This window comes from Rhizobium sp. CNPSo 3670, from assembly GCF_057784555.1.
The window spans coordinates 1-25,519 of record NZ_JBXSOL010000010.1 but is presented as its reverse complement, the minus strand read 5'-3'; the positions used below and the strand labels follow the sequence as shown (position 1 = coordinate 25,519).

Here is a 25,519-nt window from a genome sequence, read left to right as displayed (position 1 = left end):
GCGACTGTTGGGTCCGAGCTATCTCATTATTGAGAGACAAGGCTCCTTTGCGCCCCATAATGATCATCGAGTTACCGCTCGCTGTTGCTGCAAACCTGACATTGTGAAGTGACAACATGGGGTCGCAGTTTCGCCGACAGCAGTCCTTCGTCCTCGTCCGAATTCGGACGAATGACCGCGCCATTTCGTCGCCAAGCCAGCGTTGCAGGAGGTCGAGTTGCGAGCCCGAAGGCCGGTCAACGAGGGTGGTGCCTATGGGAGGCGACAGCGCGCGCGAACGGGAGCCTACGACCCGGGCTTGTGACAAAGTCGATCGAGCGTGTCTCGAAGTGCGGCGGCGGCCTGATCGCGCTCATCGGTAGACATAAGCTCGGGATCAGCTTCCAATCTCAGGTGCGGCAGTTCGGTCCGGACTGTAAGATGGCTGCGGATCAGGTTTTCCTTCAGATCGACCACGCGATAGGTGGCGACTGGATAGGCTATTCCCTTTACGTGGACATGCCCCAGTTCCTCACAGTCGATCATGTCCTTCACCTGTGCAAACGTCTCATAAGAAATGAGCACGGTGCCCGGCGCCGCTTCCTGCTCAAGGCGCGAGGCGAGATTCACGGCGCCGCCGATTATCGTGTAATCCATCCGGTCCTCGCTGCCGAAGTTGCCCACAGTGCAGTAGTCTGTGTGAATGCCAATGCGGCAGCGCAGCGGTGTTTCAATCCCGATATCGCGCCAGATTTCCCCAAGCTCGCTCATTCGCTTTTGCATGGCGAGAGCCATCTGCACGCAGGCGAGCGCGTCATTCTTGACGCCGCGGGTTTCCGGATCGCCGAAAAACATCAGGATGGCGTCTCCGACATACTTGTCGATCGTCGCGCCGTGATCTGAAGCAATCTTCGACATTTCAGTCAGGTAGTGATTGAGGAGTTGTGTGAGATCCTCGGATTCCATTTTGTCTGTGGTTTCGGTAAAGCCAGCGATATCGGAGAAGCATATCGTCAGCTTCTTCCGCTGGCTGGCGATCCTGACGTCCTGGCGGCCGGTGAATATGGAGTTGTACACTTGTGGCGCCAGGTATTTCGCCAGCTTGCTGGAAAGCGCCTCGAGAGCTGCGGATTTCTCGGCAAGATTTTCCTCCCGTTGCTTCAGCTCGGTGATATCAGAGTAGACGGCCACCGTGCCGCCAGCCGTGATCCGCCGCTCGCTAATCATGATCCATCGCCCGTCGCGACGCCGCTGCACCCACGTTTCACCAGGGTTGCGATGCCGCCAAAGCCGTTCGGCAACCCACTCCTCGACTCGCCCCTCAGCATCCTTGATGTAGCCGCCCTCAGCGGACCGGCGAATAATCTGCTCGAATGTCGTGCCGGGAATCAATTCCTCCAGGCCGGCGTACAACAGCTCGCGGTAGCGGCTATTGCTCAACACGAGCCTGTCCTCGCCATCGTACAGAGCGAATCCCTCGGAAATGCTCTCGATGGCATCCACAAGCCGCTGGCGCGCTTCCGCAACCTCGCGTAGGCTGTTTTCCTCCACCTCGACCGCAGTATCCCGGAACAGCCTGAGCGCCCCGGCCATGCGGCCGATTTCGTCGCGGCCTCCTACGGGCATCTGCGCATGCAAATTGCCGCCCGCGATTGCCAGCATGCTTTGGCTCACCTCTCCTAAGCGGGCGAGAAGGCTGCGGTCGACATAGAGCCAGACAACCAGAACCGAACTCAGCAGGCTTAGAAGGGCGGAGCCAAGGACAATGCCGGTGCCGTAGCGCCGGACGACCGAGGCTTCGAGGGCGGACGCGGCGATCTCATCGTTTGCCTTTGCAACCAGGCGATCGACGGCCGCGGTAAGGTCGCGCGATAGATGACTGTTTTCAGCCAAAAGCTGCTCCCCCTTTGCCAGGACAGCAAACTCGTCCTGTCGTACCTTCGGGATCCCGTTCTCACCCTCGGTCAGCGACTTCAACTCGTCCAACCGTTGTTGGAAGCGGGTCCGCAACTTTTCGTCGATCTCCGTGGAGACCGTTTCGAGTACGGCGAGCGACCGGCGCAGCGGAAACAGGATCAGCTTCAGATCTCCCGGCGTATGCACGTTGGCAGTCTTGACCAGCGCATCATTGACTGCTGAGATTTCCTGCTGCGCCCTCTGCTGGGGGATGTAGGCCGCGATTGCCTTGACCAGGTCGCTCGGCGCCGCAGCACGCGCGTTGGGTGGTGCAGCGGAATCAGCCGCCGCTGCGCGCCACTGGGGAACCTTCGAGTTCATCACGGCGATACCGGGCGCGATGAGACGCTGACTTGCAGTTGTCGTGTCCGATAAGCGGCGCAGCAACTCCGCCTTGCGCTGAACTATGGTAAGGCGAGCGGCGACAAGATCGTCGAGAGCGTCGAGGTTTCGTCGTAGACCAATCACCGCATGTTCGATTTCAGTCACCGCCGTCGCGTTGGCCGCGGTGCCTTTGAGTGCGGCGAGCAACTCTTCGAGACGCCCCATCTCGACTCCGATCGCAGCCGAGACCTCGTTGTGCTGAATCGTGCTGGTCGCCGCCAGCACGGACGGCGCGGTTGAGGCGACCCTCTCAGCCTGGCGCGACAGTTGGAGAGAGGCGAGCGCCGTCGGCACCCGTTCCTTGGTGATGCGATCGAGCACGTCGCCGACCTGAAGGAAGGCATAGAGAGCTGCGGCGGTCGCGAGCACTGCGAAGGTGCTGATGCCGAAGAAAGCGAGCAATAAGCGCCCTCGTATACCGACGCTTTCAAACATAGCGACAACTGCAAGGTCTTGCTTGCGCAGCCATTAAAGTCTGCACAGATTGGCCTAAAACGATCCATCCGGCCGGCGGTTGATTATTCCAGCGGCACGTATTCGCCACCCTTCCAGACATACCAAATCCAGCTTTGAACGGTGAGGTCGCCCTTGTCGTCGAAATCGATCCGGCCCATTACCGTTTCAAATTGATTGCCTTGCATTGAGCCGATCACCTCTTGCGGCCTTAGAGAACCGGCCTTCTTCACCGCCTGCGACCAGACCTGGACGGCGGAGTAACTGAGCAGTGTGTAGCCTGCCGGCTCGAAATTCTCGGCACGGAAACGCTCGACGACTTGAGCCGCCTGAGGAACGCGCCGTGGGTCCGCACTAAACGTGAAGAGGGTACCCTCCGCGGCAGATCCGGCGATCAGTGCAAAGTCCTCGCTCGCCATGCCATCGCCTGAGACGAGTTGAAGTGCGTAGGCACTGTCTCGCGAAGCGCGAGCCATAAGTGCGACCTCGGGCAAATACCCACCAACATACAACACGGCGATGCCGGCGCCCTGTAACGCAGAGATCTCGGCCGTATAGTCATTCTTCCCAGGGGTGAAGGCCTCGTAGATCGCTTCGGTGACACCCCGCGTATTCAACTGCTTCCTGGTCTCGTCAGCGAGCCCCTTCCCATAGGTGGTGTTGTCGTGAAGGATCGCTATTTTCTTGTCACCCCAACGATCGGCCAAATAGTTGCCGGCTACCACCCCCTGCGCGTCGTCGCGGCCAATGACGCGGAAAACATTGGCGCGACCTTGTTCGGTCAAGAGCGGATTGGTCGAACCGGGTGAAATCTGTAGAACTCCCGCGGCCTCGTACACCTTGGACGCCGGGATTGAGGCTTGGGAACAATAATGCCCGATGACGAGCACTACGCGATCAGCCACCAGTTTCTGGGCGGCCGCCACAGCCTGCTCGGGATCGCAAAAGTCGTCGACCGTGATGAGTTGCACCTTCTGCCCGAGCACGCCGCCAGTCGCGTTGATGTCGGCCACTGCCATCTCTGTGCCGCGCTGCATCTGCTCCCCAATCCAGGCGAGCGGTCCTGTGACCGGGCCTGCCGCTCCGATCAGGATCTCCGCCCGCGCCATACTGCCGAGCGAAACGACGAGCGCGACGATAGCTGCAGTGATGCTGCTGCGCATAGTGAACCTCCTTCACAGCTTACGCCAATTTTGTCGCCGCCGACAGCCCCTGCGCAGGCGCAGATATCTCGGCCATTTCTGCAGCGCACTTGCCTCTTATCCGCAAGGGCTGGTCAGCAGTTGACGTTCCTGCGGGTACCTCATTGTCTGCTTTGGGCAAATCCCAGCCTTTGGCGGCAAGAACTTTGACGTCCGCTTTTGGTGCTGGGTTTAGTAGCAGCGGACGGGTGGCTTCCGGCCCCGAGTAAGACATGAGCTGGGGGCGGACCGACGTGCGGTTACGTCGCATACCGCCGGGTGTTCGTCGGCCGCGCCTATTGCGGACATTCTACAAAGGCGAGGTAGTCTGCGAGTGGTATCCGGGGGCTTGGCCTGTGAATTACAGCCTTAAGACCGGATATGTAGACGTCTACATTCAGAGGCAGGACAGTCTGTCAGTGAGGTGATTAATTGGAGCGGGCTGGCGGTCGCTAACTAGGCTCCGGCTGATAGAGGGACACAATATCCCTAGTTGCCCCAGCCGATTTGGAATCGATCGAATCGAATTTCGCTCAACGGCCGGTTGGCAGTGCTCAGCCTTACCGAACGAAGAATGAGATGAAGCTCGGGGGAATAATATTGTTCGAAAATAATCGGAGGCAATTCCGTCAGTTCCAGACGGCTGTTGATGGCCCAAACCTTGTAGGAACAGGATTCAATAGTTTCCTCTCCCAAGCCGTCGAACCTAAGAAAAGTCGTGCCCGAAACGGATTTTTTGCCATTGATGAAAAGCGTGGTGCCGGATTGCCAGTTCTTCTTTTGTGGTAGATCGTCCAACGCAATCGCATTCGCGTATTTCAACTCATGCGTCCCGCTGGCACTCACTCTCTTTTCGACGAGCAAGGGGTGCAAATATACAGCCGACACCGGCTGCAGTGAGCCATCGCGCTCCATCAGCCGTTGTTCGGTGAGACCCAGGCCCTCCGGCTTGTAGAAAACGGAATAGAAAGGCGCTTCTCTGGTCAGGAGCACGCCCTGTTCGGCTTCTTTAGCGGTTAAGCAATCGCCGAAGGCTGGTACCGACAATGTTATTCCAACCAGTAGTGACAAACTTCTTAGCAAGATCGACATCCCGGATTCCCTTGATCAGAGCCCGCTACCACCGTGCTTGGGTGAAATTGGGGAGATCGAAGTCGCCGGCGCGGAGCTCGCCCACAGCCCAACCGAACTTGACCCGTGGTGGGGCAGGGCAAGCCCTATTTCGCGGGGCCTCGCGCCAGTCGAAAATCCATTCACCATACCAAGACACCCGCTATAAACCCTAATCTCACAACCCCACGCCCAACCCTCCCAAACACCGGTATTTCCGCACTCGCCGCCCGCTTCATTTCAACCTTCCTTAAGCGCCCGCCCCATACCGTCACCCTCAAAATCGAGGGGGTCCACTCCATGTTCACCGTTCTGACATGCATGACCGAGCAACACGATCTTTCGCTGGTCGGGCTTGCGGGTTTGATCTGCTTTCTTGCTAGCCATTGCGCGATGGTTCTGCTCGATCGGGCGATGTCGTCGAGTGGCGCTGCGCGGTGGATATGGATGCTGACGGCGGGGGCGGCGGGCGGTTTCGGGATCTGGGCCACGCATTTCGTCGCCATGCTGGCTTATGACCCCGGTGTCGTCGTCGGGTATCATGCCGGCCTGACGCTGGTTTCGCTGCTGGTCGCGATCGTGGCGACGATGGGCGCCGTTGCGGCGAAGATCGCCCATGACAAGTGGGTGGCGAATGCGCTTGCGGGCGTGCTCTTCGGCGTCGGCATTGCGTCGATGCACTTTACCGGCATGCTCGCCATCGAATCTCCGGGAGAGATCGCCTGGGACGAGCAATTCGTGGCGGCGTCGGTTGTTCTCGGCATCGCCTTTTCGGTTGCCGCCTTTCGGTTTGCGGGCAGGGGCGGGCGGTCGCTTCTGGCCAGGTTCGCGCCAACGCTTCTGTTGACATCAGGCGTCGTCGCCTTGCATTTCACCGCGATGGCAGGTGTCACCGTAACGCCAGGCGTTGCGGCGCTGGATCCCGCAACGCTGCTTTCGCCTGATGTCATGGTGGCGACGATCGCCGCCGTCACCTTTTCGCTGCTGACCGCGGGTTTTGCGGCAGCCATATTCGCCGTGCGATCGGAGGCCAAGGCCGCCAGGGCGGAGCGCAACTTCAAGCTCTTCGTCCAGGGCGTGACCGACTACGCCATCTGCACGCTCGACCCTAACGGCAAGGTCAGCAACTGGAATGCCGGCGCCGAGCGCGCCAAAGGCTATAGCGCCGACGAGATCATCGGCGCGGATTTCTCGCTGTTCTATTCCGAGGAAGACCGCCGGAAGGGCCTTCCGCAGCGGGCGCTGGAGACCGCCCGCCGGGAAGGCAGGTTCGAAGCCCAGGGCTGGCGCTATCGCAAGGACGGATCCTCCTTCTGGGCTCATGTCGTCATCGATGCGATCAACGACGAGAGCGGCGCGTTGATCGGCTTTGCGAATATCACCAAGGATAACACCAAGCAGAAGGCGGATGCCGACCGGATCGAGGAGGTAACCCGCAATCTCGACGTCGCGCTGCAGAATATGGGGCAGGGCATCTGCCTGTTCGACGGGGATGAGCGCCTGGTGCTCTGCAACAAGCGCTATCTCGAAATCTTCCGCTTTCCCGAGGGGTCGGTGCACCCCGGAATGGCCTACCGGCAGATCGTCGGAATCGGCTATGCTGCCAATACCGAGGACGCGGCGGAAGCGGCCGCGCGGGCCGAGGCGCACTATACCAGGAACATGGCGCTGATCAGGGGCGGGGCCGGCAGCGCGGTTCACAAATATCCGAGCGGCAAATCGCTCCAGCAGAATGTCAACATGCTGCCCAATGGCGGCTGGGTCGTGACCTTCGAGGACATCACCGATCGGCTGAAGTCCGAGGAGCAGGTCGCCTTCTGGCCAAGCATGATGCGCTGACGGGCCTGCCGAACCGGCTGCAGTTCGGCGAGCGCGTCTCGGAGGAACTGATGGTCGCGGAGCGGGTGAGGGGCAAGGTGGCGGTCGTCGGCATCGACCTCGACAAGTTCAAGGAGGTCAACGACCAACACGGGCACGGCACCGGCGACATGGTGCTCGTCGAGTTGACGCGCCGTCTCGGCGAGGTGCAGCAGGGGGGCGAGTTCATCGCCCGCTTCGGCGGCGACGAGTTCGCGGCGATCAAGCGCTTCGACGATTTGAGCGCCCTCCACGATTTCATCACCCGCCTGGAAGGCGCGCTCGGTGGAATCGTCTCCGTCGACGGCTTCGAGATCAAGACAGGCGCCAGCCTCGGCGTTGCGATCTATCCCGGTGACGCCGAGAGCGTCGACGGGCTTCTCGCCAATGCCGATCTTGCCATGTACCGCGCCAAGCAATCCCTGCTGCAGAAAGTCTGCTTCTACGAGGCCGCGATGGACGAGACAGCGCGCCACCGCCGCGCGCTTGCCAACGACCTCTGGGCCTCAATCGATCGCAACGAGCTTCATCTGCACTATCAGGTGCAGAAATCGGTGCGGACGGGCGAGATTACCGGTTACGAGGTCCTGCTTCGCTGGCACCACCACGAGCGCGGCAACATTCCACCGATAGATTTCATCGGCCTTGCCGAGGAATGCGGCGCGATCCTGCCGATCGGTGAATGGGTGCTGCGCGAAGCCTGCCGGGAGGCAGCAAGGTGGAACAACAACCACAAGATCGCCGTCAACCTCTCGCCGGTCCAGCTTGGCCATGCCGACATGGCGGCCGTCATCTCTGCCATCCTCTCCGAAACCGGTCTCGACCCACGCCGCCTCGAAATCGAGATCACCGAAAGCTCGATCATCATCGATAAGGACAAGGCGCTGGGGACCATGCGAGAGATAAAGGCGCTCGGCGTCTCTATCGCCATCGACGACTTCGGCACCGGCTATTCCTCACTGGAAACGCTGCGCTCCTTCCCCTTTGACAAAATCAAACTGGACAAGAGCTTCATGGCCGAAGTCGAGAGCAACGCCCAGTCCAAGGCCATCGTCCGCGCGATTCTCGCGCTGGGTCGCAGTCTTGAGGTGCCGGTATTGGCGGAAGGCGTTGAAACGCAGGCACAGCTCGACACGCTTCTAGAAGAGCAGTGCGACGAGGCGCAGGGGCATCTGCTGGGCAGACCGCAGGCGATGAGTGATGTGGCGGTGGAGAAGGCGGCTTGAGGATTCGCGAGGGTGTGCCTTGCGGCCCCTCATCCGCCCTAGGGCACCGTCTCCCCGCTGGGGAGAAAAGGGAAACGAGACCTCGCGGCATAATCCCTTCTCCCCAGCGTGAATGGCAAAAAAATAGAGCATTTCCGGACTCAGACAGAACGGAAATGCTCTCCTAGTTTGGTGCGCAGTAATATCAATGTCGGCTTCGCACCTCTCGCATCTCGCCAGGTGGCTATTCGTCTGGCGCCGCCGACGCGGCGTTTTCCAGCGAGGTGCGGATCTGATCAATCTTGCCGTCGGCATCGCCAACCCCGAGAATGGTCTTGGCTTTATCCAGGACCGTCGGGCTGACCTGACCGGTTTTCGTTGCGGAAGCCAAGGCGTCCTCCAGCGCCTGATCGCCCAGCAGGGGATCGTCGGCCGCAGGCTCGATACCGTTGTCGATTTCATACTGGGCATAAGCCACGGCATAGGCCGATATGGCAGCCATGCGCGGGTCCGATGTATGCATCAACGCCCTGTAATTTCGTTTCAAGGAATTCAGGCCCGCAAGTTGCGCCGACAGGTTCTTCTCCTTGGTGCTGGTCGTTGCGGTGTCTGACTTGCCTGATTTGGACTTGCCCGGTGCCTCGGACGATTTGCCTCTCACGGCTGACGAGTTGGAATTGCCGTGGTTTGAACCGCTGTTGCGGCCGCCACCGTTTCCGTGGCCACCGCCGTTACCGCCGCCGTTGCCACCACCATGGCCGCCGCCGTTTCCGCCGTCCTTTGCCAGTGCGCTCATGTCGAGCCCCGCAATCGTTGCCGGGCTTGCTGCAAGCGTCAGCGAAAGCACGGCCAGGGACGCTAAGGTTGTTATCCGCATCGTTTCCTCCAATGAGACCAGATGCCGTGCAACTGCACGACGAGATCTGACTTGGAGGATAGATTGCTATCGCGCTCTGCACATCGGACGGAGGTCTGGCGAAAGGCCCGGCTATGGTCCCAGAAGAAGCATCTGAGACTCGGCCTGCGGGCGGCCATGGTCGAAGCTCGCGAAGGCGCGAGAACCGGTTCAGGGAAGACTATCGCGAGCTTTCCAGGTGGCTCTCGCCACGCAGAAGGTTCAGCCAGGCCTGCGACACTTTCTCTCCGGCTGTGCCCCCGAAGTGGCAATCGTCGTAGCGGTCGTCTCCATCGAGTAACGCGTCAGAATTGACGCCCTCTCGGATACCGTGGCCACTTCTTGATAGAGCCAGTTGCGCCCGTACGATCGGATTGTCCGAAATGTGCTCCTTGAAGCCGCCGTTGCTCGGTTCCAGGCATTTCGATGCGATCGAAATGTAAACGGGTGCTTCGACGCCGTGCTGACGCAATGTGTCGACGATCGACATGAAATGTTTTTGATAGGCCTCCCCGGTGGTGCCGTGAACGAGGTCTGCCTCTCCTTGCACCCAGAGGACGCTCGTTATCCGATAACCGGAATCGTGAAGCTGTTTCATTGTATCGACAAGCATAGGATTGAGGTCACCGCCTGTCGCCCATCGTGCGACCTCTGATCCGCCGTATGCGAGAGGTGCGAGCACGACACTGTCGTTTTGTCCCGACGCGATCAATTTGTTCCCAAGAAGCGTCCAGTACTCTCCCTTGGTATTGGTCGAGCCAAGAAGCGGCGACGCCGCGATGAAGCACCGTTTGTCAAAGGCGTTTACAACGCGAGCGCCATAATCCGACCGGTGCCGTTGCCCACCGTAGTTGGCCGCGTTCGATTGGCCAAGAATGAGTAGGACAGCAGTTCGATCAGTTTGGGTCGGGCAGGTCACAGCGGTTTTTGATTCATCGGCAATGAGTCGTTCCTTATCGTCGAAAGTATAACGGCTTGGAGCTGCCGCCTGCTCTCCGGTTACTATTTTCTTCGCCGCGGAAAGTTGCGGCCAAGGAAAGATCTCATGTCTCGCGCTCGTGCCGCCGAGAAGGTACATGGCAATCAGGGCTGCCAGGCCGACTGCTACTGTTTTACGCATGTTGTTACCTTTAAAACATCATTCGGACTATTCGAAGCTAGTCCAGCCACGAAAGTTCCTTTACACCTGCCACATCTGCTTGCTCGTGCATGCTCTTTGCAAAAAGAGTTCTTCGCGAAATCCGAGCCCGATCGTCGACTAGTCGCGTGGCGTCGCCAAAAACCTGCTCTAAACTATAGATCGGACCAGTGATTACAATCATCCGGATGGGTGAGAAATCGTGCTCCGCAGCATCAGCTTCATGGAGAAAACTCCCGTTGCTCGTCCACTGAAAGACGATCATAGATTGTGGCCCGAGGACAATGTGGGAGCAGAGCACCGGCGCTATTCGTCGCGGCCAACTGGTGGGGTCGGCGTTGGAAGGTCGATCTGGTGGGGGCAACACCGCGGTCGTTCGCAGTATTGCGCGCGACTGCATCTCCCGCGGGTCAGCCCGCGACAGGAATGAAGAAGGAGAGTTGTTTGCCGCAAATCACGCCAGGCGTAAATCGAGCAGCGGGTGCAGCTTCTTCAGATTCGGCAGGGATTTTGCCTGCCACGGATGCTGATTGGTGCCTTTGACGATGAGCAGCAGGTCGTCCATCTTTCTGGCTTCGATGGTCAGCTTCGCCAGGAGGTTGATGCCCGAGGAGTTCAGGAATTCGAGGCCCGTCAGGTTGAACGTTACCTGTTTGTGCCCCTCACGGAGAAGGCCTGTTATCAATGAATAGATCGGCGCATAGGCGTCCGGTCCTGCCAGGCGGAAGACGCCATCGAAATACACCTCGTTTTTTTCCGCCCATACGCGGAAGCTTTCGTCGCTGATTTCCATTCTTCGCTCACCGATTGGAGGAGGGTGGCATCGCCACAGCTGCAGTCGTCGTCAGTATGATATGCTCGTCATTATTCTCTTCGAATGTCCATGCCATTCTCGCATCGTAATCGCTCAAAAGGGTTAGCAGGCCCAAACCGGAACCACTTTCCGGCGATATGGCGTTGGTTTCGATTTGCTCAAGAAGAAGTGCGCCGGGTTCCTTCGATTGAAGGCGCTGCAGGAGCTGCTGGAAGCGAGACGATGTCGCGCCGTCAATGGCATTCTTGACCCTGAACAGAAAGCTTCCATCGATAATGTCGGCTTCGATAAGGATCTCGCCAGGCTGTCGAAATTTGACGGCATTTTCGATCAGCTCGTTGCTGAGGTATCCGATATCATGATGCGCCTGCAGGTAATCTTTCCTTGACCGGGAATAGGGCAGCGCCATGATCTCCGCTATGAAGTCCGAAGTCATTCCTGAATGCTTCCATCCAAGCTGAAGCGGCCCATCACTCAATGTCAGGCGAGCGCCAGAATCCAAGCTTATCTCCGCCAAAGATTCGATGCCGTATATTTTAGGCGCCATGTCTCACCTATGCCGTACTGCGAGAAGCGTGATGTCGTCGTAGATCTTCTGCGATCCGATGAAGTGCATCAGTGTCGTGACAATGCCGGAAACGACCTTCTCGGCGCTTTGCCCCTTCAAGCGAAGCGCTTCGCTGCAGAGACGTTCGATGCCAAACATCTCCCCCGCGCCGTTCGCTGCTTCCGTTACGCCGTCGGTATGCAGGAGGATCAGGTCGCCTTTCTCGAACGTTATTTCACGAGTTTTGATGAATGCAGAAATATCGGCGTCCAAGCCGATCGGTATGCCGAGATCCATGGTGTCGACGCGTTGGATCTCACCGTTCGCCCGCACGATGACGACTTCCTCGTGCTGCCCGGACAAGATCATCTCCTTGCCGTCATAGTCGAGAAAGGCCAGGGTGAGATGCTTGTCTATTCTCGTCCTTACTAAGTTCTTGAACAGGGCGCTGTTTAGATCCGCCAGAAATTTGACGGCGTCGGTGTTCCCCGCCTCCTGAAGGGCGCGGGCGACAGACTGGACCATCAGCATCAACACGCCGCTTTCGAGCCCGTGACCGGTGACGTCGCCGATCCCGATCTTCAACCGCTTTCCGTTCTTCAAGACGTCGTAATAGTCGCCGCCGACTTCTTCCGCAGGTCTCATATAGGCTGCGATCTCGATGTCCTGAAATTCCTCCAGCTCCTGTTGCAACGGAAGAACCATGAGCTGGATTCTTTCAGCGACGGCCACCTCTGTTCCGAGACGGCGATTTTCTCGCTGGAGCTGTGCATTCAACGCCGAGATCTCTTCCTTCTGATCTGCGATCTGGGCCGTTCGTTCTTCGACGAGTTGCTCGAGATTTTCGGTGTGATAGCTGATCTGTTCGGCCATCCGATTGAATGCTTCACCGGCAGCACCGACCTCATCCTTGCTTGTTATCGCCACTCTGACCGAATAGTCCTGGGCCTGAATGCGCTTAGCGGCCCCCGCAAGTGCGCTGATCCCGCTCGTTATGCGTTTCGAAGCCGCAAACACAGCGATCGTCACAATCAGCAGCGACATCAAGATCGCCAGGATCTGATAGATCACGATCCGGTTGGTGGCTTCGGAAATTTTCGCCTGGGCGGCATAGAGCGAGGCGTCGATTTCCCGTTCCGGCACAACCACTCCCAGCAACATCGCCTCCTGCCGAACCGGGCCGCTGGACCAGAGATTCGTCGCAGGCAGTTTTTTGACGATAACGATATAGGGAACCTCGTTACCGTCCCGCTGCAGCAGCAGATGTTGAATGCCCTGTTCCCGGTCGAGAGCCAGTTTCGCTATCGCAGGCTGGGCGCTTCCTTTCAAGGAACGCTCCAGCCCGGTCACGCCGGTTCCGCTCGCACCGCTCGCAGAACGCAGCCCGAGCGTCTGTTCGCCTGTTCCGTTGATCGCAACCACGTTTCCGTCGGACATGGCCAGGAAGCCGAAGCCGGACTGGGCCACTTTCACATTTTCAACCGTCTGGGCGAGTTGGTCGAGCGTGATATCGGCGCCGGCTGTCCCGGCGACGTCCTTGCGGTCGGCGGTCCAGAGCGGATGAAAGAAACTGACGATCAGCTTGCCGGTAATGGCATCCGTATAGGGAGCCGTCTGCGTGATATCGTCCGCGACGGGTCGCGTTTTCATGTCCCTGGCCCATCCCTGCCAGGACTCATACAGGCCGGGAAAAAAGAAGTTCCAGAAATCAGCCTCGTTATGCCCGGGATAAAGGCGGTCGAAGGTCTGAGCCTGATCGGTATAGGGCGCCGTCCTGAAGATCGGTCGTTCCCTCGGTCCGATGTAATACATCTGCAGCTTTGAAGCGCCGTGCTGTAGCAGGCTCGGCGCAACGAGATCGAGAACCGCGCTTGTCTCTATATCGCGTCTGATTTCGGGTTTCGGCTGATGGTCCTCACCGAGCAGGTAACCCCAGACGCTGACGACCGAAGCGGAGCCGGGGGCATTTTGCGACCATTTCCCCTTCCCATCGTAAGACAGACTGACACTGTCCGGCGATGTGCGGGCGATTGCCGCGCCGACATCGGAATTGCGCACGGGATTGTCGATCTGCGCCTGCAGCACGCCTGCCAAGGTGTCGACGTCGTTGTGAACCTGCCGCAGGAGCAGGTTCACCTGGGCTGCGGTCGAATCGGCATAGGTGCGGATATATTCCTGGCTTGCGGCTTCCAGGCCCTGGCCGACTTCCAGCGTTGCGTCACGCGACAGCCTCTGAACATTCCAAAGCGCCAGCCCGCCGCTGACCAATAAGTCGAAGAGAACGGCTCCACCGACGACCAGGATGAATTTCGCCCGAAACGAGCTCAGTCCAACCGGTCTTTTCGATGATCCCATATCCATTATAGCGGCTTTCGACCAGAGGCTGCCCAGATCGGCCAGCCTGCATAACCTTTAGGGTGAAGAGCGGCAAAGACGTGATCCTTGAATCCTTGCCGGAATCTGCGAATGAAATCCGGCGGGTCGCCGCGGCGCACCGCCATCTCGCCTGCATAGACATTTTCCCACGCTTCGATGATATCTGCGAAATCCTGGGGGTCGCCGTCAAGGTTCGTCACCATGAAGCAGTCGACCTTGATGTCCTCGAAGCCGGCATTGAGGAGGAGATGGCGGCTTTTCGGGCCCATCTCGACATCCATGTCGAAGTGCCTGAACAATTTTGCCACTTCCTCGTAGGTCCATCTTATCGAGTCGGCATGCGGCTCGCCCAAACAATGCGAATTCTTTTCATTTGTGATGTAGACACGGCCGCCGGGCTTGCAGATGCGATAAAGCTCCCGCAGCAGCATCTCGGGGCGGTCGAAAATCTGTAGCGAGTGCCGGCAGGTTACAAAATCGAATTGATTGTCTCGAAGCAGCATCTGTGATGCATCGCCATAGGTGTACTCGATGCCTTCCATGCCGAACTCGGCGGCGACCTTGCGGGCATAGTCGAGACTGCGCACGGAGTGGTCCAGTGCGACAAGGCGCGTCGGGTTGAATTCCCGTTGAACCAGAGCCGCAAAATCACCAATGCCGCAACAGATATCGGCCATGACCTGACCGTTGCGCAGACCGTGGCGTGGTAAGAGTTCGCGTTCGTGCCTCCATGTCATTTTCGTCTGCGTGCGCAGAATGGGAATGAAGCTCTCGTCCTCGACAAAGCTTTGCCCGGGATAAAAGGCTGAATCATAGACTTCAACCGACAGGTTTGGTTGCGATGTCGTCAATGTCTCGAACAGCGAGGCAGACCACGCCATCACGCTCGACGTAATGATCTTAATCTGCCGTTCCGGCCTGGTTCGGCAGCCTGCCGCTACGACCTCGGAGAGGGCGGCGAAGGCCGTCATATTGATGTGCGTCAGGCGTTTCACATTGAGGTAAACGATGCCGCTGTATCTTTCCAAACTTTGCCGCAACAGTTCGAGGGCATCGGCAATCTCGGCGGTGCTTTCGGGCCGCATCTTGCCGGACAACACGAGCTCCTGGTTTGTCGGATCAAACCGCACGGTGTAGGGCAGGGGAGGCAGGCTCATTGGAAATCCTCGGCCGAGGGGAAATCGGTAGTGATTTCGATCCCGTCCTCGCCGTCTCTCTCGATGCGGATAGAGGCGCCTAATATTGTCGCCAGATTACCGAGCAAAGCCTCATTGGGCTTGGTAAGAAGGTGACCGGAGCCGTTGTCGAGGCCAGGCTCTATTTCGCTTGATCCTACCTTGATGTGTTTGCGGCGGAATTCCTCATCACAAGGAAAGGCAATTCTCAGCCGATTGAACGTCGCGTTGCGTGAGAGGCTGAAACGTATCTTTCCCCGTTCGTTTGTCGCGCGGAAGGCAAGTTCTATGAGCTCGTTGGCAGCGACCGAAAGAAAGTTGGAATAGCGAGCCGGATCGCTATGACCCTGGCCGAGGATATCGGAGAGATATTCGGTAATCTCGTCGCAAAACCGCCATTGAGATTTGAACATCGCAATGTTCATTTCCAGTGATACCATCGGCTCAAATGCGTGGTCGTCGAAGCGGGATGCTTCCTCTTCCAATATGTCCTCCGTTCGTCTGTCAGGAGCGTTGGATCTGCACGCAATGTAGAAGCACGGCGAAAAGTTTCGAGCACTATCGTCGGGCGTGGTTTTTGAATGCTTCTGCCCCTTTGATGAATTCGTCAATGGCCTCGACGGGAAGCGGCCTGCTCAGCAGATAGCCCTGAAGCCGGTCGCAGCCCACGCTGTGCAGCCATTCTGCCTGACCCGGCATTTCAACTCCCTCGGCTGTCACCTGCATGTCGAGGTCATGTGCAAGGTTCACGATGCAACGGACGATTGCCTGGCTTTTCAGATCGGTTTCGAGATCAGTGATAAAGTATTTGTCGATCTTGATCGTGTCGAAGGGAAATGTCTTGAGATAGCTCAGGGAGGAATATTCCGTACCGAAGTCGTCAAGCGAAATTCGTATGCCCAGCACATTGAGCGTGTTGAGCGTATCAATGTTGTTGACGGTCCGCTCGAGCAGCACGCTCTCGGTTATTTCGAGCTCCAGACGCTCGGGCGGCAGTCCGACCAGGTCCAGCGTCTGGGAAATCCGGTCGGTCAGGCCGCTTGTCAAGAATTCAGCCGCTGACACATTGACGGCGACGAGGTAGTTGTCCGGCCATTTCATCGCCTCGCGACATGACTGCTCCAACACCCACGCCCCGATATCCGGCATCATTCCGTCTGCCTCGGCCATCGGAATGAATACCGACGGTGGAATTTTTCCAAGCAGGGGGTGGTGCCATCTCAGCAACGCCTCGAAGCCGACAATGCAGCCGCCCTCGGCAATCGGCTGGTATTCGACATAGAATTGCTGTTGGTCGAGTGCCATGCGCAGACTGCGGCGCAGCAGTTCTCGCTGCTCCAGCAATTCTAGCATTGTTGGGTCATAGGCTTTTGCCCGACCACGCCCCTCTTTCTTGGCGGCGTAGAGTGCGAGGTCGGAAGCCTTCATCAGCTGTTCCGGACTCGTGCCGTCTGACGGAGCGGTGGATATGCCGATGCTGGTGCCGACAAAGAGCGCAATGCCGTCTATCGTGAAGGGTTTTTTGAACGCGGCAACCAGATCTTCGGCCAGGAGGTGCGCTTTGGCCGGATGTCCTCCGCCAAGGGAGATCACCGTGAATTCGTCGCCAGCCAATCGATAGGCCCTGTCATCGCTGGAGAGGCAGGCTTGGATACGCCTTGCGGCCGATTGAAGAAGCTGGTCGCCCGCCGCATGCCCGAGCGTATCGTTTACGGGCTTGAAATCGTCGAGGTCGAGTTGCATCAATGAAAGAGTCTCGTTCGAGCTTGCAGTCTCCTGCAACAGCGCGCTCAGGTCCTCGCTGAACTGGCGCCGGTTCGGCAGTCCAGTCAGCGGATCATGTGTGGCGAGATGCAAAAGAGTTGCGCGCTCGTCGTCAACCTGCTCCTCGGATTGGACCACGGCAAACAGATCACCGATCCGATAGATCGTCAGGTCATGTGATCCGCCGAGCGCGTCTGTTATTCGCAACGGCTGGGCGCTGTCACCCAGTGAACGGAAAGCCAGCATGACTGCTGATTTGTCCAGCTCCGGAAAATGCTCCCAGAAGGAGGCGGCTGGTTTTAAGGAGGTGGGCAGCGCATTGCCAAGCAAATTTTCAACGGGATTGAAATCGCGATCAAAGAACATAAGCCGGTCGACCGGGCCCCCCGAATCGATTGTCTCCGTTTTTTCGAGGGCCAAGCTGGCAGCAGGAATTTTCCGCATGTCGGAGGCTCTCCCTGATTGAATGTCCTACCAGATATTATAGCAACTTAACTGCCGCACAACTTGTGCACGTTAAGAAATACATTAGGCATTTCTGATTAACAATCCCCAACCTTTGCCAACGCACTCACGGCTGTGGACGCGCCTGCACTGATCTGACGGAGTCATTGGCCGCCACCTCAGAGTGGCGGCGTGGGTGACGAGAGAAAGATTTGCCGCACGATTGTTCGTGCGCTGCGGATCAGGCAATGGCAGCCCACAGTTCGCGCACCATCTGGCGCAGCGCCAGCGCCTCGGCCCATCTGTCCGTCGAGTCGTTGCCGTCTCTGGCGGTGATCGCATAGGGTTTGGGGCCCAATTCGCATGTAAAGACCAGTTCGGCGTCATCGGCTGCGCGTGATCGCCAATGGCGAAAGCCGTAGTCCCACCACTGCAGGAAGAGATCGACCCAGGGCCGGTGATGCGCAAAGGAGATTTCGATCTGCACCTGTTCGCGTGAAGCGACGCGGCCGTGAAACGCATGGGCATTCTGCAGGATGCGCCTGATATGCGCGTGATTTTCCTCATCGACCGGAAAGGCGAATTCGCGCCCGACCAGGAAATGCGACAGATCGGCCAGCAACGGCAGATCGGGACGTCGATCGAGCAGATCGAGCGTGAAGAACAGGTCCGTCGTCATCCTGTCGCGATGGGTTTCGATGAATACCGGAATACCGGCATTTTCGGCGAGCCGCATCCAGCCATCGAGAATCGGCAGGCACTCCTCGATCCGGCGGGGGCGGATATCGGGCTGAAGGTTGATGTGGCTGACCGGAAAGGCCGCGGCAAGTTCCAGCGGCAGACGCAAATCCTCGTGCTGCGGGGAAAGCAGACCGCCTCGATCTTCAAGCCGGTGCCCCGAATGGCCTTGTTGAGGCGGATGACATCGTCGCGGTTGGTATAGTGCGCACTGATGCCGTCGAAGCCCGCCGCGCAGATCGCAGCGATATTGTCGTCGAGGCTCGGCTCGAACCCGTCGGTGTGCCGGCGCTCCATGGCCCAGAGCGACTGGAAGATCAGGAGCTTCTGCATCATGCGGCCCGCGCGCTTTTCAGAAGGGTCTTGAGGTTCACGCCCGGATCGGCCAAGGCTGCAGGCTCGGGACAGATACAAGCGGCGATCAGCATTTCGGCAAGCTTGATATGCTTGGCCAGGCCATTGCCGATGCCAAGACCCGCGGCAGCCACCAATCGCCCGTCATCGAGATAGAATTCGAGCTCTCCCTCTGGCGCCGATCGCCGGACGCTCTGATGCGCGGGCAGCGGCTGCCCCGCCACCTGGAGGCCGAGATCGTACTGGTCGGACCAGAACCAGGGAATGGCGGCGAAAGTCTCGGCGGCGCCGGCCATGTTCCGTGCTGCGGTCTCGGCCTGCGTTCTGGCATTGCGCCAGCTTTCATAGCGGATATGTCCTCCGCCGGGTTGAGCCACCGCGGCGCAATCGCCTGCGGCAAATATGTTGGGCGCGCTGGTGCGAAGACATGCGTCCGTCAGAATGCCGTTGCCCGTGGCCAGCCCCGATGCTTCCGCCAAGGTTATTTCAGGCTGGACCCCGATGGCACTGACGACGAGATCAGTGGGCAGGATGGTGCCATCGCTCAAGACGACCGCGTCGTCGCCGATTTCCGCAACGCTGCGGTCAAAGTGGAAGCGCACACCTTCGGCGACATGTCGGGCATGCAGCTTGTCGGCAAAACGGGCAGGGACGGCGCGACCCAAGGGTTTCGGCGCGGCCTCGATCACATCGACCGTAACGTCCTTTGCGCGAAGGACGGATGCGAGTTCCATCCCGATCAGACCCGCGCCGATGATCGCGACGCATCGGCCGGGCGCGACATTGGAGAAGATCGCTTCGGCGTCGGCGTGGGTGCGAAAATCGAGCGCACGTTCCGCGCCCGCGCATGCAAGCCGCCTCGGCCGTGCGCCGGTGGTCAGCAGCAGCTTTTCGTAACCCAATAGCTGACCGTCGCTCAAGCTTACGGTCGCGGCGGCGGGATCCAGCTTGGAGACCGAGCAGCCCTTGAGATAGGTGATACCGGCCACCTCCAGCGCTTCTTTCGGGCAGATCAGTTTCATCCGCACCATGCCATCGGGAGTTTTCGACAGAGGTGGCCGTTCATAAGGCATATGAGGCTCGGCTCCGACCAGCGTGACGGCTCCGGAATAGCCCGCTTCGCGCAGGGCGAAAGCTGCCCGGGTTCCGGACTCGCCTGCACCGATGATGACGATACCGTCCATTGCATTCTCCAGTAGAAAGAGCAGCCGGCGCTGGTGAGGAGGAGACGCCGGCCGGGGAGGATCAGTTCTTGTTGGCGGATTCCGCCAGGTTCTTTGGCCACTTAACCGAGGGCCACGCGCACCTCTCCGTCGACGACCTCCGCCGGATAGGTCTTCAGGTTCTCGCACGCCGGCAGCCTCAGCGCTTCACCTGTTCGGTAATCGAAAGCGCCGGAATGCTTCGGACATTCCACCTCGAAATCCATGACCAGTCCGTCGGCGAGGTGGATCGCCTCGTGTGTGCAGAGCCCGGCCGTGCAGTAGACGCTGTCATCCGGGCCCCGGTAAATCGCGTAGGTGCGTGCGCCATGATCGAAACGGATGGCGCCTTCCTGTTCGATGTCCTCAAGTCTGCCCGCTGAAACCCAGGTCATTCGGCGGCTCCTTCCGTTTCGAGGCGAGCCTTGCGGGCTTGAAGCTTTTCCTTTCGTCTGCGGTAGCGTTCCTGCATCTGCGCTTCGCCTTCGGGCGAGCCGTCGTGCCAGGTGCCGAACCACTTATCGAGCGGGATCAGGGCGTCGCCGTAATTCACCTCGAAATATTTGTGGTGGAGGTAATGCGCATAGGCGTGACTATCGACTAGCGTCTCCCTGCCGATCTCGACCTTGTCGAAGCCGACATGGCCGGGAATTGCCCCAAAGCCGGCATAGTGCAACTGATAGAGCATGATGACCGGATTGGAGGGCAGGATCAGGTGGTAAAACGCCGTTCCCAGATAGAGCAGATGCTCGACCGGATGCATCGACAGTGATGACCAGGGCGAAGGGTTGACCGAATTGTGGTGGACCGAATGCACCCATTTATAGAGAAAGGGTGTGTGGATGAGCCTGTGAATGCAGAAGAAGTGGAACTCGTGAATGATCGGAACCACGAGCGCGACGAGCGCCAGCATCCAGGGGTTTTCGGCAAAGCCGAGCCACGGCGCATAGCCGTTGGCATAGGCCCAGAGCATACCAGCCTCGATGGTGGTCCAGATCACGAAGCCAGACAGGAAGGTGCGCAGAATATTGTCGAGGTTCTGGCTTTGGAACCAGAAGGCGTTGTTTTTCTGGTCGGCTGGAAACTTGCCATTGTACTTGAAGCGGTTTTCCTGCCGCTTCAGAACATAGAGATGCAGTTCGAAGGCGCCATAGAACAGGAACACGCAGATCGCATTCACGGCGTACAGCCAGGCGATCCAGCCGAGGCTCAGCATCTGCATCGTCGCGGCCGGGGGAATGATCCAGGCCCAATAGGCGATTGCAGACACCGCAAAAATGAGATTCCAGGGAAGGAAGTAGTGCGGCAGCCATTTCAGGATAGCCGTCAGTTGCGGGGGGAAGACGAAAAGCGGCGCGGTTTCGACCGGCTGGTTCGGCGCCCAATCGCCGCGCTTGTTACGCTTGCCGAAGTTCAGATCATCCATTGGCGTCTCCTCCGGGCGCCTGATGTCTCGGTGCCCGCACACATTTTTAGTAAAGGTGAGGGCGGCCCACGCGCCTTGATCCGATGCGGCTCCTTGCGCGCCGGATCTTCTCCTGACGCAAAAGTTAGCAGGGTGCGTTTCGAACGGCGAAGGCTTCTTTGATCTAATTAGATCAAAGCCCTTCCTTGGTGATGGTGATGAAGTGGATCGGGCTCCGGTCCGGCTCGATCTCGGTCAAGCCGATGCGGCGCAGGATGTGGTCGAGCGCCCTCCGCGCCTGAGCTTCCGGCGCCTGATCAAGTACCACATCCATGATGCCGTCCTTCAGGGCCGCGCGGGTATAGTCCGTCAATTCATGTCCAACGAAGAAGACGTTGCCGCCGCGCGGATGGCGGCGAAGCACTTCGATCAGGGCGGAATTGGCGCCGCCGGCATTGTAGAGGCCGGCAAGGCCGGGATACATCTCCAGGGCCGACCACAGGAGATCGGCGCTGGCCCGCTCGTCATCGCCACCGAATCCTAGCCATTCGAAATTGGAGGCTCCGGGATGATCGCGAAAATAGTCGGAGAAGCCGCGGATCCGATCGCGATGCACCTGATAGATGGGATGGCAGATCGCAACCACAGGCCCGGCTCGAAGGGCCATTCGACTGATATAGAGCGCAGCCGTCCGGCCAGCGGCATTGTTGTCGATGCCGACGAATTCTCCGACGCGGTCGGAAGCGCGGGTGACGACATGGACCACGGGCAGGCCTTGCGCATCCACCTTTTCCACCGCGGCGCTGATCACCTGGCTGCTCGGCACGGCAAGGATCAAGCCGGCGCGTGAAAGGTCGGTGGACAGGATGCGTCGGGCAATTGCCTCCGGATTCAGCTCGTCGGTGAAACTGCGGTGCACAACGACCAAGGGATCGAGAGTTGCCGCAATCCTTTCGAAGGCGTGGGAAAGGCGACGATAGAAGCTCGTTTCCGGGCGAACCATCAGCACTTCGATCCGGAGCAGGCCGCGATGGGCGTCGGGAAGCTTGCGCGGGTAGTCCAGGTGACGCGCGGCGGATACGACCTTTTCGACCAGTTCCGGCCGAACGCCCCCGCGTCCGTTCAGGACCCGCTCGACCGTGGCCGTTCCAACGCCGGCATGGCGGGCGATATCCCGGTAATTCGGCTTGCTCACTTTCAGTCCTTCGGATGCTAACGCGATGTGCTCGATCCTATGGGCAATCTGTCGTTCTTCATACACCTGAGCCCCAAGACTCACAGAGCTTGTATCGCGGGTGCAGCCGATCTATGGTTTCTCTCATTCAGCATGAGATTGCAGACAGTCATTCACTGTTAAACCGGAAGCGGAGATTTTGTCCGACGGCCGGGTCGAAGGAGCTGAGCAATGAAAATTCTCATGGTTCTCACATCGCATGATCAGCTGGGAAATACCGGCAAGAAAACGGGCTTCTGGCTTGAGGAGCTTGCCGCCCCATACTTCGTCTTCCGTGACGCTGGGGCCGAGGTCGTGCTCGCGTCGCCGAAAGGAGGCCAGCCTCCGCTCGATCCGAAGAGCAATGAGCCGGCATTTCAGACGGACGACACGAGGCGATTTGAAAAGGACCCGGCCGCGACGGCTGCGCTTGCCAACACATTGAGGCTGTCCGACATCGACCAGGCCGATTATGACACCGTGTTCTTCCCCGGTGGCCATGGCCCGCTTTGGGACCTGACGAACGACCGCAATGCGCACGCGCTGATCGAGAAGACGCTTGCGGCGGGAAAGCCGCTGGCGCTCGTCTGCCATGCGCCGGGAATCCTGACCAATGTCAAGGCGCCGGATGGTGGGCCGCTCGCGAAGGGGCGGACGGTGACCGGCTTTACCAATTCCGAGGAGGCCGCCGTGCACCTCGTCGAGGTCGTGCCCTATCTGCTCGAAGACGTGCTGAGGGAGCAGGGGGCGAAGTTTTCCGCGACCGAGGACTGGGCCGTGCATGTCGTCCAAGACGATTTGCTGATCACCGGGCAGAATCCGGCCTCTTCCAAGCAGGCTGCACGCCTGCTGCTCAACGCCGTGGGCGAGCAGGCGGCAGCCTGAGATGCGGTGGCGGGGCAGTGGCCGCGGACTTTGCAACACCAGATGAAGGGGTCTGGCATGAGCAGGAAATATACGGGCAAATGTGCATGCGGTGCAATACAGTTCAGCTTCGATACTGATCCAACCTTCGTCGCGGAGTGCCATTGTCTTGATTGCAAGAAGGCCTCAGGCGGCGAGGCCGCCACTTTCTTCGCCGTGCCGCAGGACGATTTTGCCCTGACCTCGGGCAGGCCAAAAGCGTTCCACTATGTCGCCGATTCCGGCAGGGGGCTCGATCGCAACTTCTGCCCCGAATGCGGCGCGCGGTTGTTCAGCAGCAACCTCGAAAGCTTTCCCGGTCTCGTCTTCGTCACCCTTGGCAGTCTGGACCGGCCAGAGGTGATACAGCCTGGCGTCGAGATGTTCATCAAGCGCAGGCTGGCTTGGGCAACGCCACTCCACCTTCCGCAGTTCGAAGGCATCCCGAGCTGACGGCCGCGCGGCTGCTCGCGATTTTTCTTGAAGAAAAGATCCAACCCGTGTCGGATCGGCGATGGTCTATCCGTCCTTAGCTCGTTCATTCCGTCCACCCAAAGGATCACGGTCATGCCAAGCACCATACGCCTGCACCGCGTTTTCGCCACGAGCCCGGAGAAGGTCTATCGCGCCTTCATCGAGGCAGATGCGCTCGCCAAATGGCTTCCGCCGAACGGCTTTCTCTGCACCGTGCATTACCTGGAGCCGGCCGTCGGCGGCACCTTCAGAATGTCTTTCCGTAACTTCACCACTGGCAATAGCCACGCCTTCGGCGGCGAATTTCGTGAGCTCGTCCCGGGCGAACGCGTGGGTTATACGGACAAGTTCGACGACCCGAACCTGCCGGGCGAGATGGAAGTCACCGTAACGCTGAAGAAAGTCTCGGTCGGCACTGAGGTGGATATCACCCAGGCCGGCGTGCCCGATCTCATCCCGCCGGAAGCCTGCTACCTCGGCTGGCAGGAGTCGCTGCGCAACCTTGCCCGGGTCGTCGAGCCTGACATCAACGAATGATGCATTTGCGCGAGACTTGAAGAGCGGCGCCGCGCAGCCGCTTGCCACTTCTCCGCCCATCATTCAGCAGATATTCTGTGGAACGGGGGCGGAGAGGCGGAGCTTGCAGGGGCCGGGGGCGTGGTCGGCCGCAGTCAGCCGAAGTTGCTAAGCGTAATCCGCGCTTTGCTTGATCGAGCCGATCGTCTCGCGTGCGGGAAGCAGCGAAGACAGCCAGAGGGAATAGGTCAGGGATATACCCGTCGACCACAGGATCATCGGCAGTGTCATCACTTCGGAGATCAGGTTGGCCAGTTCCGGCGGACCGATCTCCCAGGAGAACAACGCGGCGGCCGGCTCCGGCTGACGGGTCTCCGTGCTTGCTTTCTGCATGTCTTCGAGCACGGACGCAGTGGCGGCTTGTTCGGCTGCTGACGGGTTCTGAACTGGAACGATGGCGGTTTTAACATTATTTTCGGCTTCGCCGGACATTTGGAGCTCCTTGTTTGGCTTCGTTGTAGAAAGCCGATCCGGAACAATAAGTTTCACGACATCTCGACGAAATGATCGGCGTGGACGCAAAGTGTCCTTTGTGCGTCCGAAATGACGTACGGCGTTCTAAAAGCCTGATCCGGCCCGTTGCCAGCGCTAGGCGCCTCCATTGCTCGCCAGGGTTGCGGCCTTCGATCTCAGCCTCGGCAATCGCCGTCGCGCGTGCCGCGCTGACAAGAGGCCTTCTCTCGTAGCGAATTCCAGGAGAAATTAACCGTCGCAAGAAATTCGCCTTTTATTTCGCAGTATATATGTTAACACTTTATTAGGAGTGGGGAGTATTCCGGTTCTGAATTAAGAAAAATGGTGTTTGCCTCGACAATACCGGGGCGACAGCGCGTTCCTACGTGTCGCGTTAGCCTGAATAATCTTAAATCAGTTCCAGATTACTTGTTTTGATTCATGGGGGTATTTAATGGCTACGCAAAGCACAGGCGGAGGCAGCACAACTTCTTTCACCAATGCGCCACAGGCGAAAGATGACTCTTACATCTGGACGGAAGATCAGCTGCTCAGTCTTCAGCTCTACAATGCGGCCACCAAAACCATAACCCTTGACGTGATGTCGAATGATCTTGGCGGGAATGCCAAATCGCTCTTCTCGGTCGATGACGGAGATGGCAATCCAATTACGACTGATTATGAGCTTATTGCGAAAGACGTCGGAGCGAATGGGGCATCTGCCTGGGAGACGACCCTGCTCGGCAATTGGGTCAGGATCAACAATGGAAAGATTGAATACCGTATTAGCGATGGAAGCGGCATCGCGGGCTCGGGCGCGGATATCAATACGCTGTCTGCCGGTGAAATCCTCAAAGATAGTTTTGTCTATGCGATACGGCTCGGCAATGGCACGCTGAGCGAGGCCAATGTCTCGATCTCAC

The 25,519-nt window shown here is 58.8% G+C and carries 19 protein-coding genes and 3 pseudogenes; 5 read left to right on the top strand and 17 right to left on the bottom strand.

Annotation, left to right across the window (positions count from 1 at the left end; translation table 11 throughout):
• Positions 1-285: 285 nt before the first annotated feature.
• From AC13QO_RS12400 to AC13QO_RS12390, 3 genes are all read right to left on the bottom strand, one after another.
• Positions 286-2,754 carry an adenylate/guanylate cyclase domain-containing protein gene (locus AC13QO_RS12400; protein ID WP_085778612.1) on the bottom strand — a complete coding sequence of 823 codons (2,469 nt, stop codon included), beginning with the start codon at positions 2,752-2,754 and terminating at the stop codon, positions 286-288.
• A gap of 83 nt (positions 2,755-2,837) precedes the next feature.
• Positions 2,838-3,935: a branched-chain amino acid ABC transporter substrate-binding protein gene (locus AC13QO_RS12395; RefSeq protein ID WP_085778611.1), complete on the bottom strand. Its 1,098-nt coding sequence runs from the start codon at positions 3,933-3,935 to the stop codon at positions 2,838-2,840.
• 507 nt (positions 3,936-4,442) lie between these two features.
• Entirely contained in the window at positions 4,443-5,045 is a 603-nt protein-coding gene (locus AC13QO_RS12390) for a hypothetical protein (RefSeq protein ID WP_085778610.1), read from the bottom strand.
• 318 nt (positions 5,046-5,363) lie between these two features.
• Between AC13QO_RS12390 and AC13QO_RS12385 the strand changes: the two are divergent.
• Positions 5,364-8,146: pseudogene (locus tag AC13QO_RS12385) on the top strand (bifunctional diguanylate cyclase/phosphodiesterase).
• Between the two features lie 223 nt (positions 8,147-8,369).
• Here AC13QO_RS12385 and AC13QO_RS12380 read toward each other — a convergent pair.
• From AC13QO_RS12380 to AC13QO_RS12320, 13 genes and pseudogenes are all read right to left on the bottom strand, one after another.
• Positions 8,370-9,002, bottom strand: a complete 633-nt coding sequence (locus AC13QO_RS12380) for a hypothetical protein (protein WP_085778609.1) — start codon at positions 9,000-9,002, stop codon at positions 8,370-8,372.
• A gap of 199 nt (positions 9,003-9,201) precedes the next feature.
• On the bottom strand, positions 9,202-10,140 hold the full coding sequence (locus AC13QO_RS12375) for a sialate O-acetylesterase (RefSeq protein WP_085778608.1): 939 nt from the start codon (positions 10,138-10,140) through the stop codon (positions 9,202-9,204).
• A 472-nt stretch (positions 10,141-10,612) separates the two neighbouring features.
• Positions 10,613-10,951 (bottom strand): slr1659 superfamily regulator, encoded by a 339-nt coding sequence (locus tag AC13QO_RS12370; protein ID WP_085778607.1) that lies wholly within the window; start codon positions 10,949-10,951, stop codon positions 10,613-10,615.
• Between the two features lie 7 nt (positions 10,952-10,958).
• The gene (locus AC13QO_RS12365; protein ID WP_085778606.1) at positions 10,959-11,519 is read right to left on the bottom strand and encodes a slr1658 superfamily regulator; all 561 of its coding nucleotides are present in this window, start codon (positions 11,517-11,519) and stop codon (positions 10,959-10,961) included.
• A gap of 3 nt (positions 11,520-11,522) precedes the next feature.
• A complete protein-coding gene (locus AC13QO_RS12360) occupies positions 11,523-13,883 on the bottom strand; it encodes a SpoIIE family protein phosphatase (protein WP_488540843.1) in 2,361 nt (786 codons plus the stop codon).
• Complete coding sequence (locus tag AC13QO_RS12355; RefSeq protein WP_085778604.1) at positions 13,880-15,052, bottom strand: class I SAM-dependent methyltransferase; 1,173 nt, start codon at positions 15,050-15,052, stop codon at positions 13,880-13,882. Before AC13QO_RS12355 ends, AC13QO_RS12360 begins: the two co-directional genes overlap by 4 nt.
• Positions 15,049-15,555 carry a hypothetical protein gene (locus tag AC13QO_RS12350; protein ID WP_085778603.1) on the bottom strand — a complete coding sequence of 169 codons (507 nt, stop codon included), beginning with the start codon at positions 15,553-15,555 and terminating at the stop codon, positions 15,049-15,051. The genes AC13QO_RS12355 and AC13QO_RS12350 overlap by 4 nt, the downstream gene beginning before the upstream one ends.
• A gap of 73 nt (positions 15,556-15,628) precedes the next feature.
• Positions 15,629-17,278, bottom strand: a complete 1,650-nt coding sequence (locus tag AC13QO_RS12345; RefSeq protein ID WP_488540808.1) for a putative bifunctional diguanylate cyclase/phosphodiesterase — start codon at positions 17,276-17,278, stop codon at positions 15,629-15,631.
• A gap of 241 nt (positions 17,279-17,519) precedes the next feature.
• A pseudogene (locus tag AC13QO_RS12340) lies at positions 17,520-18,352 on the bottom strand (sugar phosphate isomerase/epimerase family protein).
• On the bottom strand, positions 18,349-19,554 hold the full coding sequence (locus tag AC13QO_RS12335) for an NAD(P)/FAD-dependent oxidoreductase (protein ID WP_488540807.1): 1,206 nt from the start codon (positions 19,552-19,554) through the stop codon (positions 18,349-18,351). The pseudogene AC13QO_RS12340 and the gene AC13QO_RS12335 overlap by 4 nt, the downstream one beginning before the upstream one ends.
• Positions 19,555-19,655: 101 nt before the next feature.
• A complete protein-coding gene (locus AC13QO_RS12330; protein WP_488540806.1) occupies positions 19,656-19,967 on the bottom strand; it encodes a MocE family 2Fe-2S type ferredoxin in 312 nt (103 codons plus the stop codon).
• Positions 19,964-20,998 carry a sterol desaturase family protein gene (locus tag AC13QO_RS12325; RefSeq protein WP_488540805.1) on the bottom strand — a complete coding sequence of 345 codons (1,035 nt, stop codon included), beginning with the start codon at positions 20,996-20,998 and terminating at the stop codon, positions 19,964-19,966. Before AC13QO_RS12325 ends, AC13QO_RS12330 begins: the two co-directional genes overlap by 4 nt.
• Positions 20,999-21,170: 172 nt before the next feature.
• Positions 21,171-22,172 carry a LacI family DNA-binding transcriptional regulator gene (locus AC13QO_RS12320; protein ID WP_488540804.1) on the bottom strand — a complete coding sequence of 334 codons (1,002 nt, stop codon included), beginning with the start codon at positions 22,170-22,172 and terminating at the stop codon, positions 21,171-21,173.
• Positions 22,173-22,382: 210 nt separating this feature from the next.
• Between AC13QO_RS12320 and AC13QO_RS12315 the strand changes: the two genes are divergently transcribed.
• From AC13QO_RS12315 to AC13QO_RS12305, 3 genes are all read left to right on the top strand, one after another.
• Positions 22,383-23,075 (top strand): type 1 glutamine amidotransferase domain-containing protein, encoded by a 693-nt coding sequence (locus tag AC13QO_RS12315; RefSeq protein WP_488540803.1) that lies wholly within the window; start codon positions 22,383-22,385, stop codon positions 23,073-23,075.
• A 57-nt stretch (positions 23,076-23,132) separates the two neighbouring features.
• Positions 23,133-23,546: a GFA family protein gene (locus AC13QO_RS12310; protein WP_488540802.1), complete on the top strand. Its 414-nt coding sequence runs from the start codon at positions 23,133-23,135 to the stop codon at positions 23,544-23,546.
• Between the two features lie 114 nt (positions 23,547-23,660).
• Positions 23,661-24,104, top strand: coding sequence for an SRPBCC family protein (locus AC13QO_RS12305; protein ID WP_488540801.1), 444 nt, complete (start codon positions 23,661-23,663; stop codon positions 24,102-24,104).
• A gap of 147 nt (positions 24,105-24,251) precedes the next feature.
• Here the strand turns inward: AC13QO_RS12305 and AC13QO_RS12300 are convergent, their stop codons facing one another.
• Entirely contained in the window at positions 24,252-24,575 is a 324-nt protein-coding gene (locus AC13QO_RS12300; protein ID WP_488540800.1) for a hypothetical protein, read from the bottom strand.
• Positions 24,576-25,050: 475 nt separating this feature from the next.
• Between AC13QO_RS12300 and AC13QO_RS12295 the strand changes: the two are divergent.
• A pseudogene (locus AC13QO_RS12295) lies at positions 25,051-25,519 on the top strand (VCBS domain-containing protein); the annotation flags it as partial.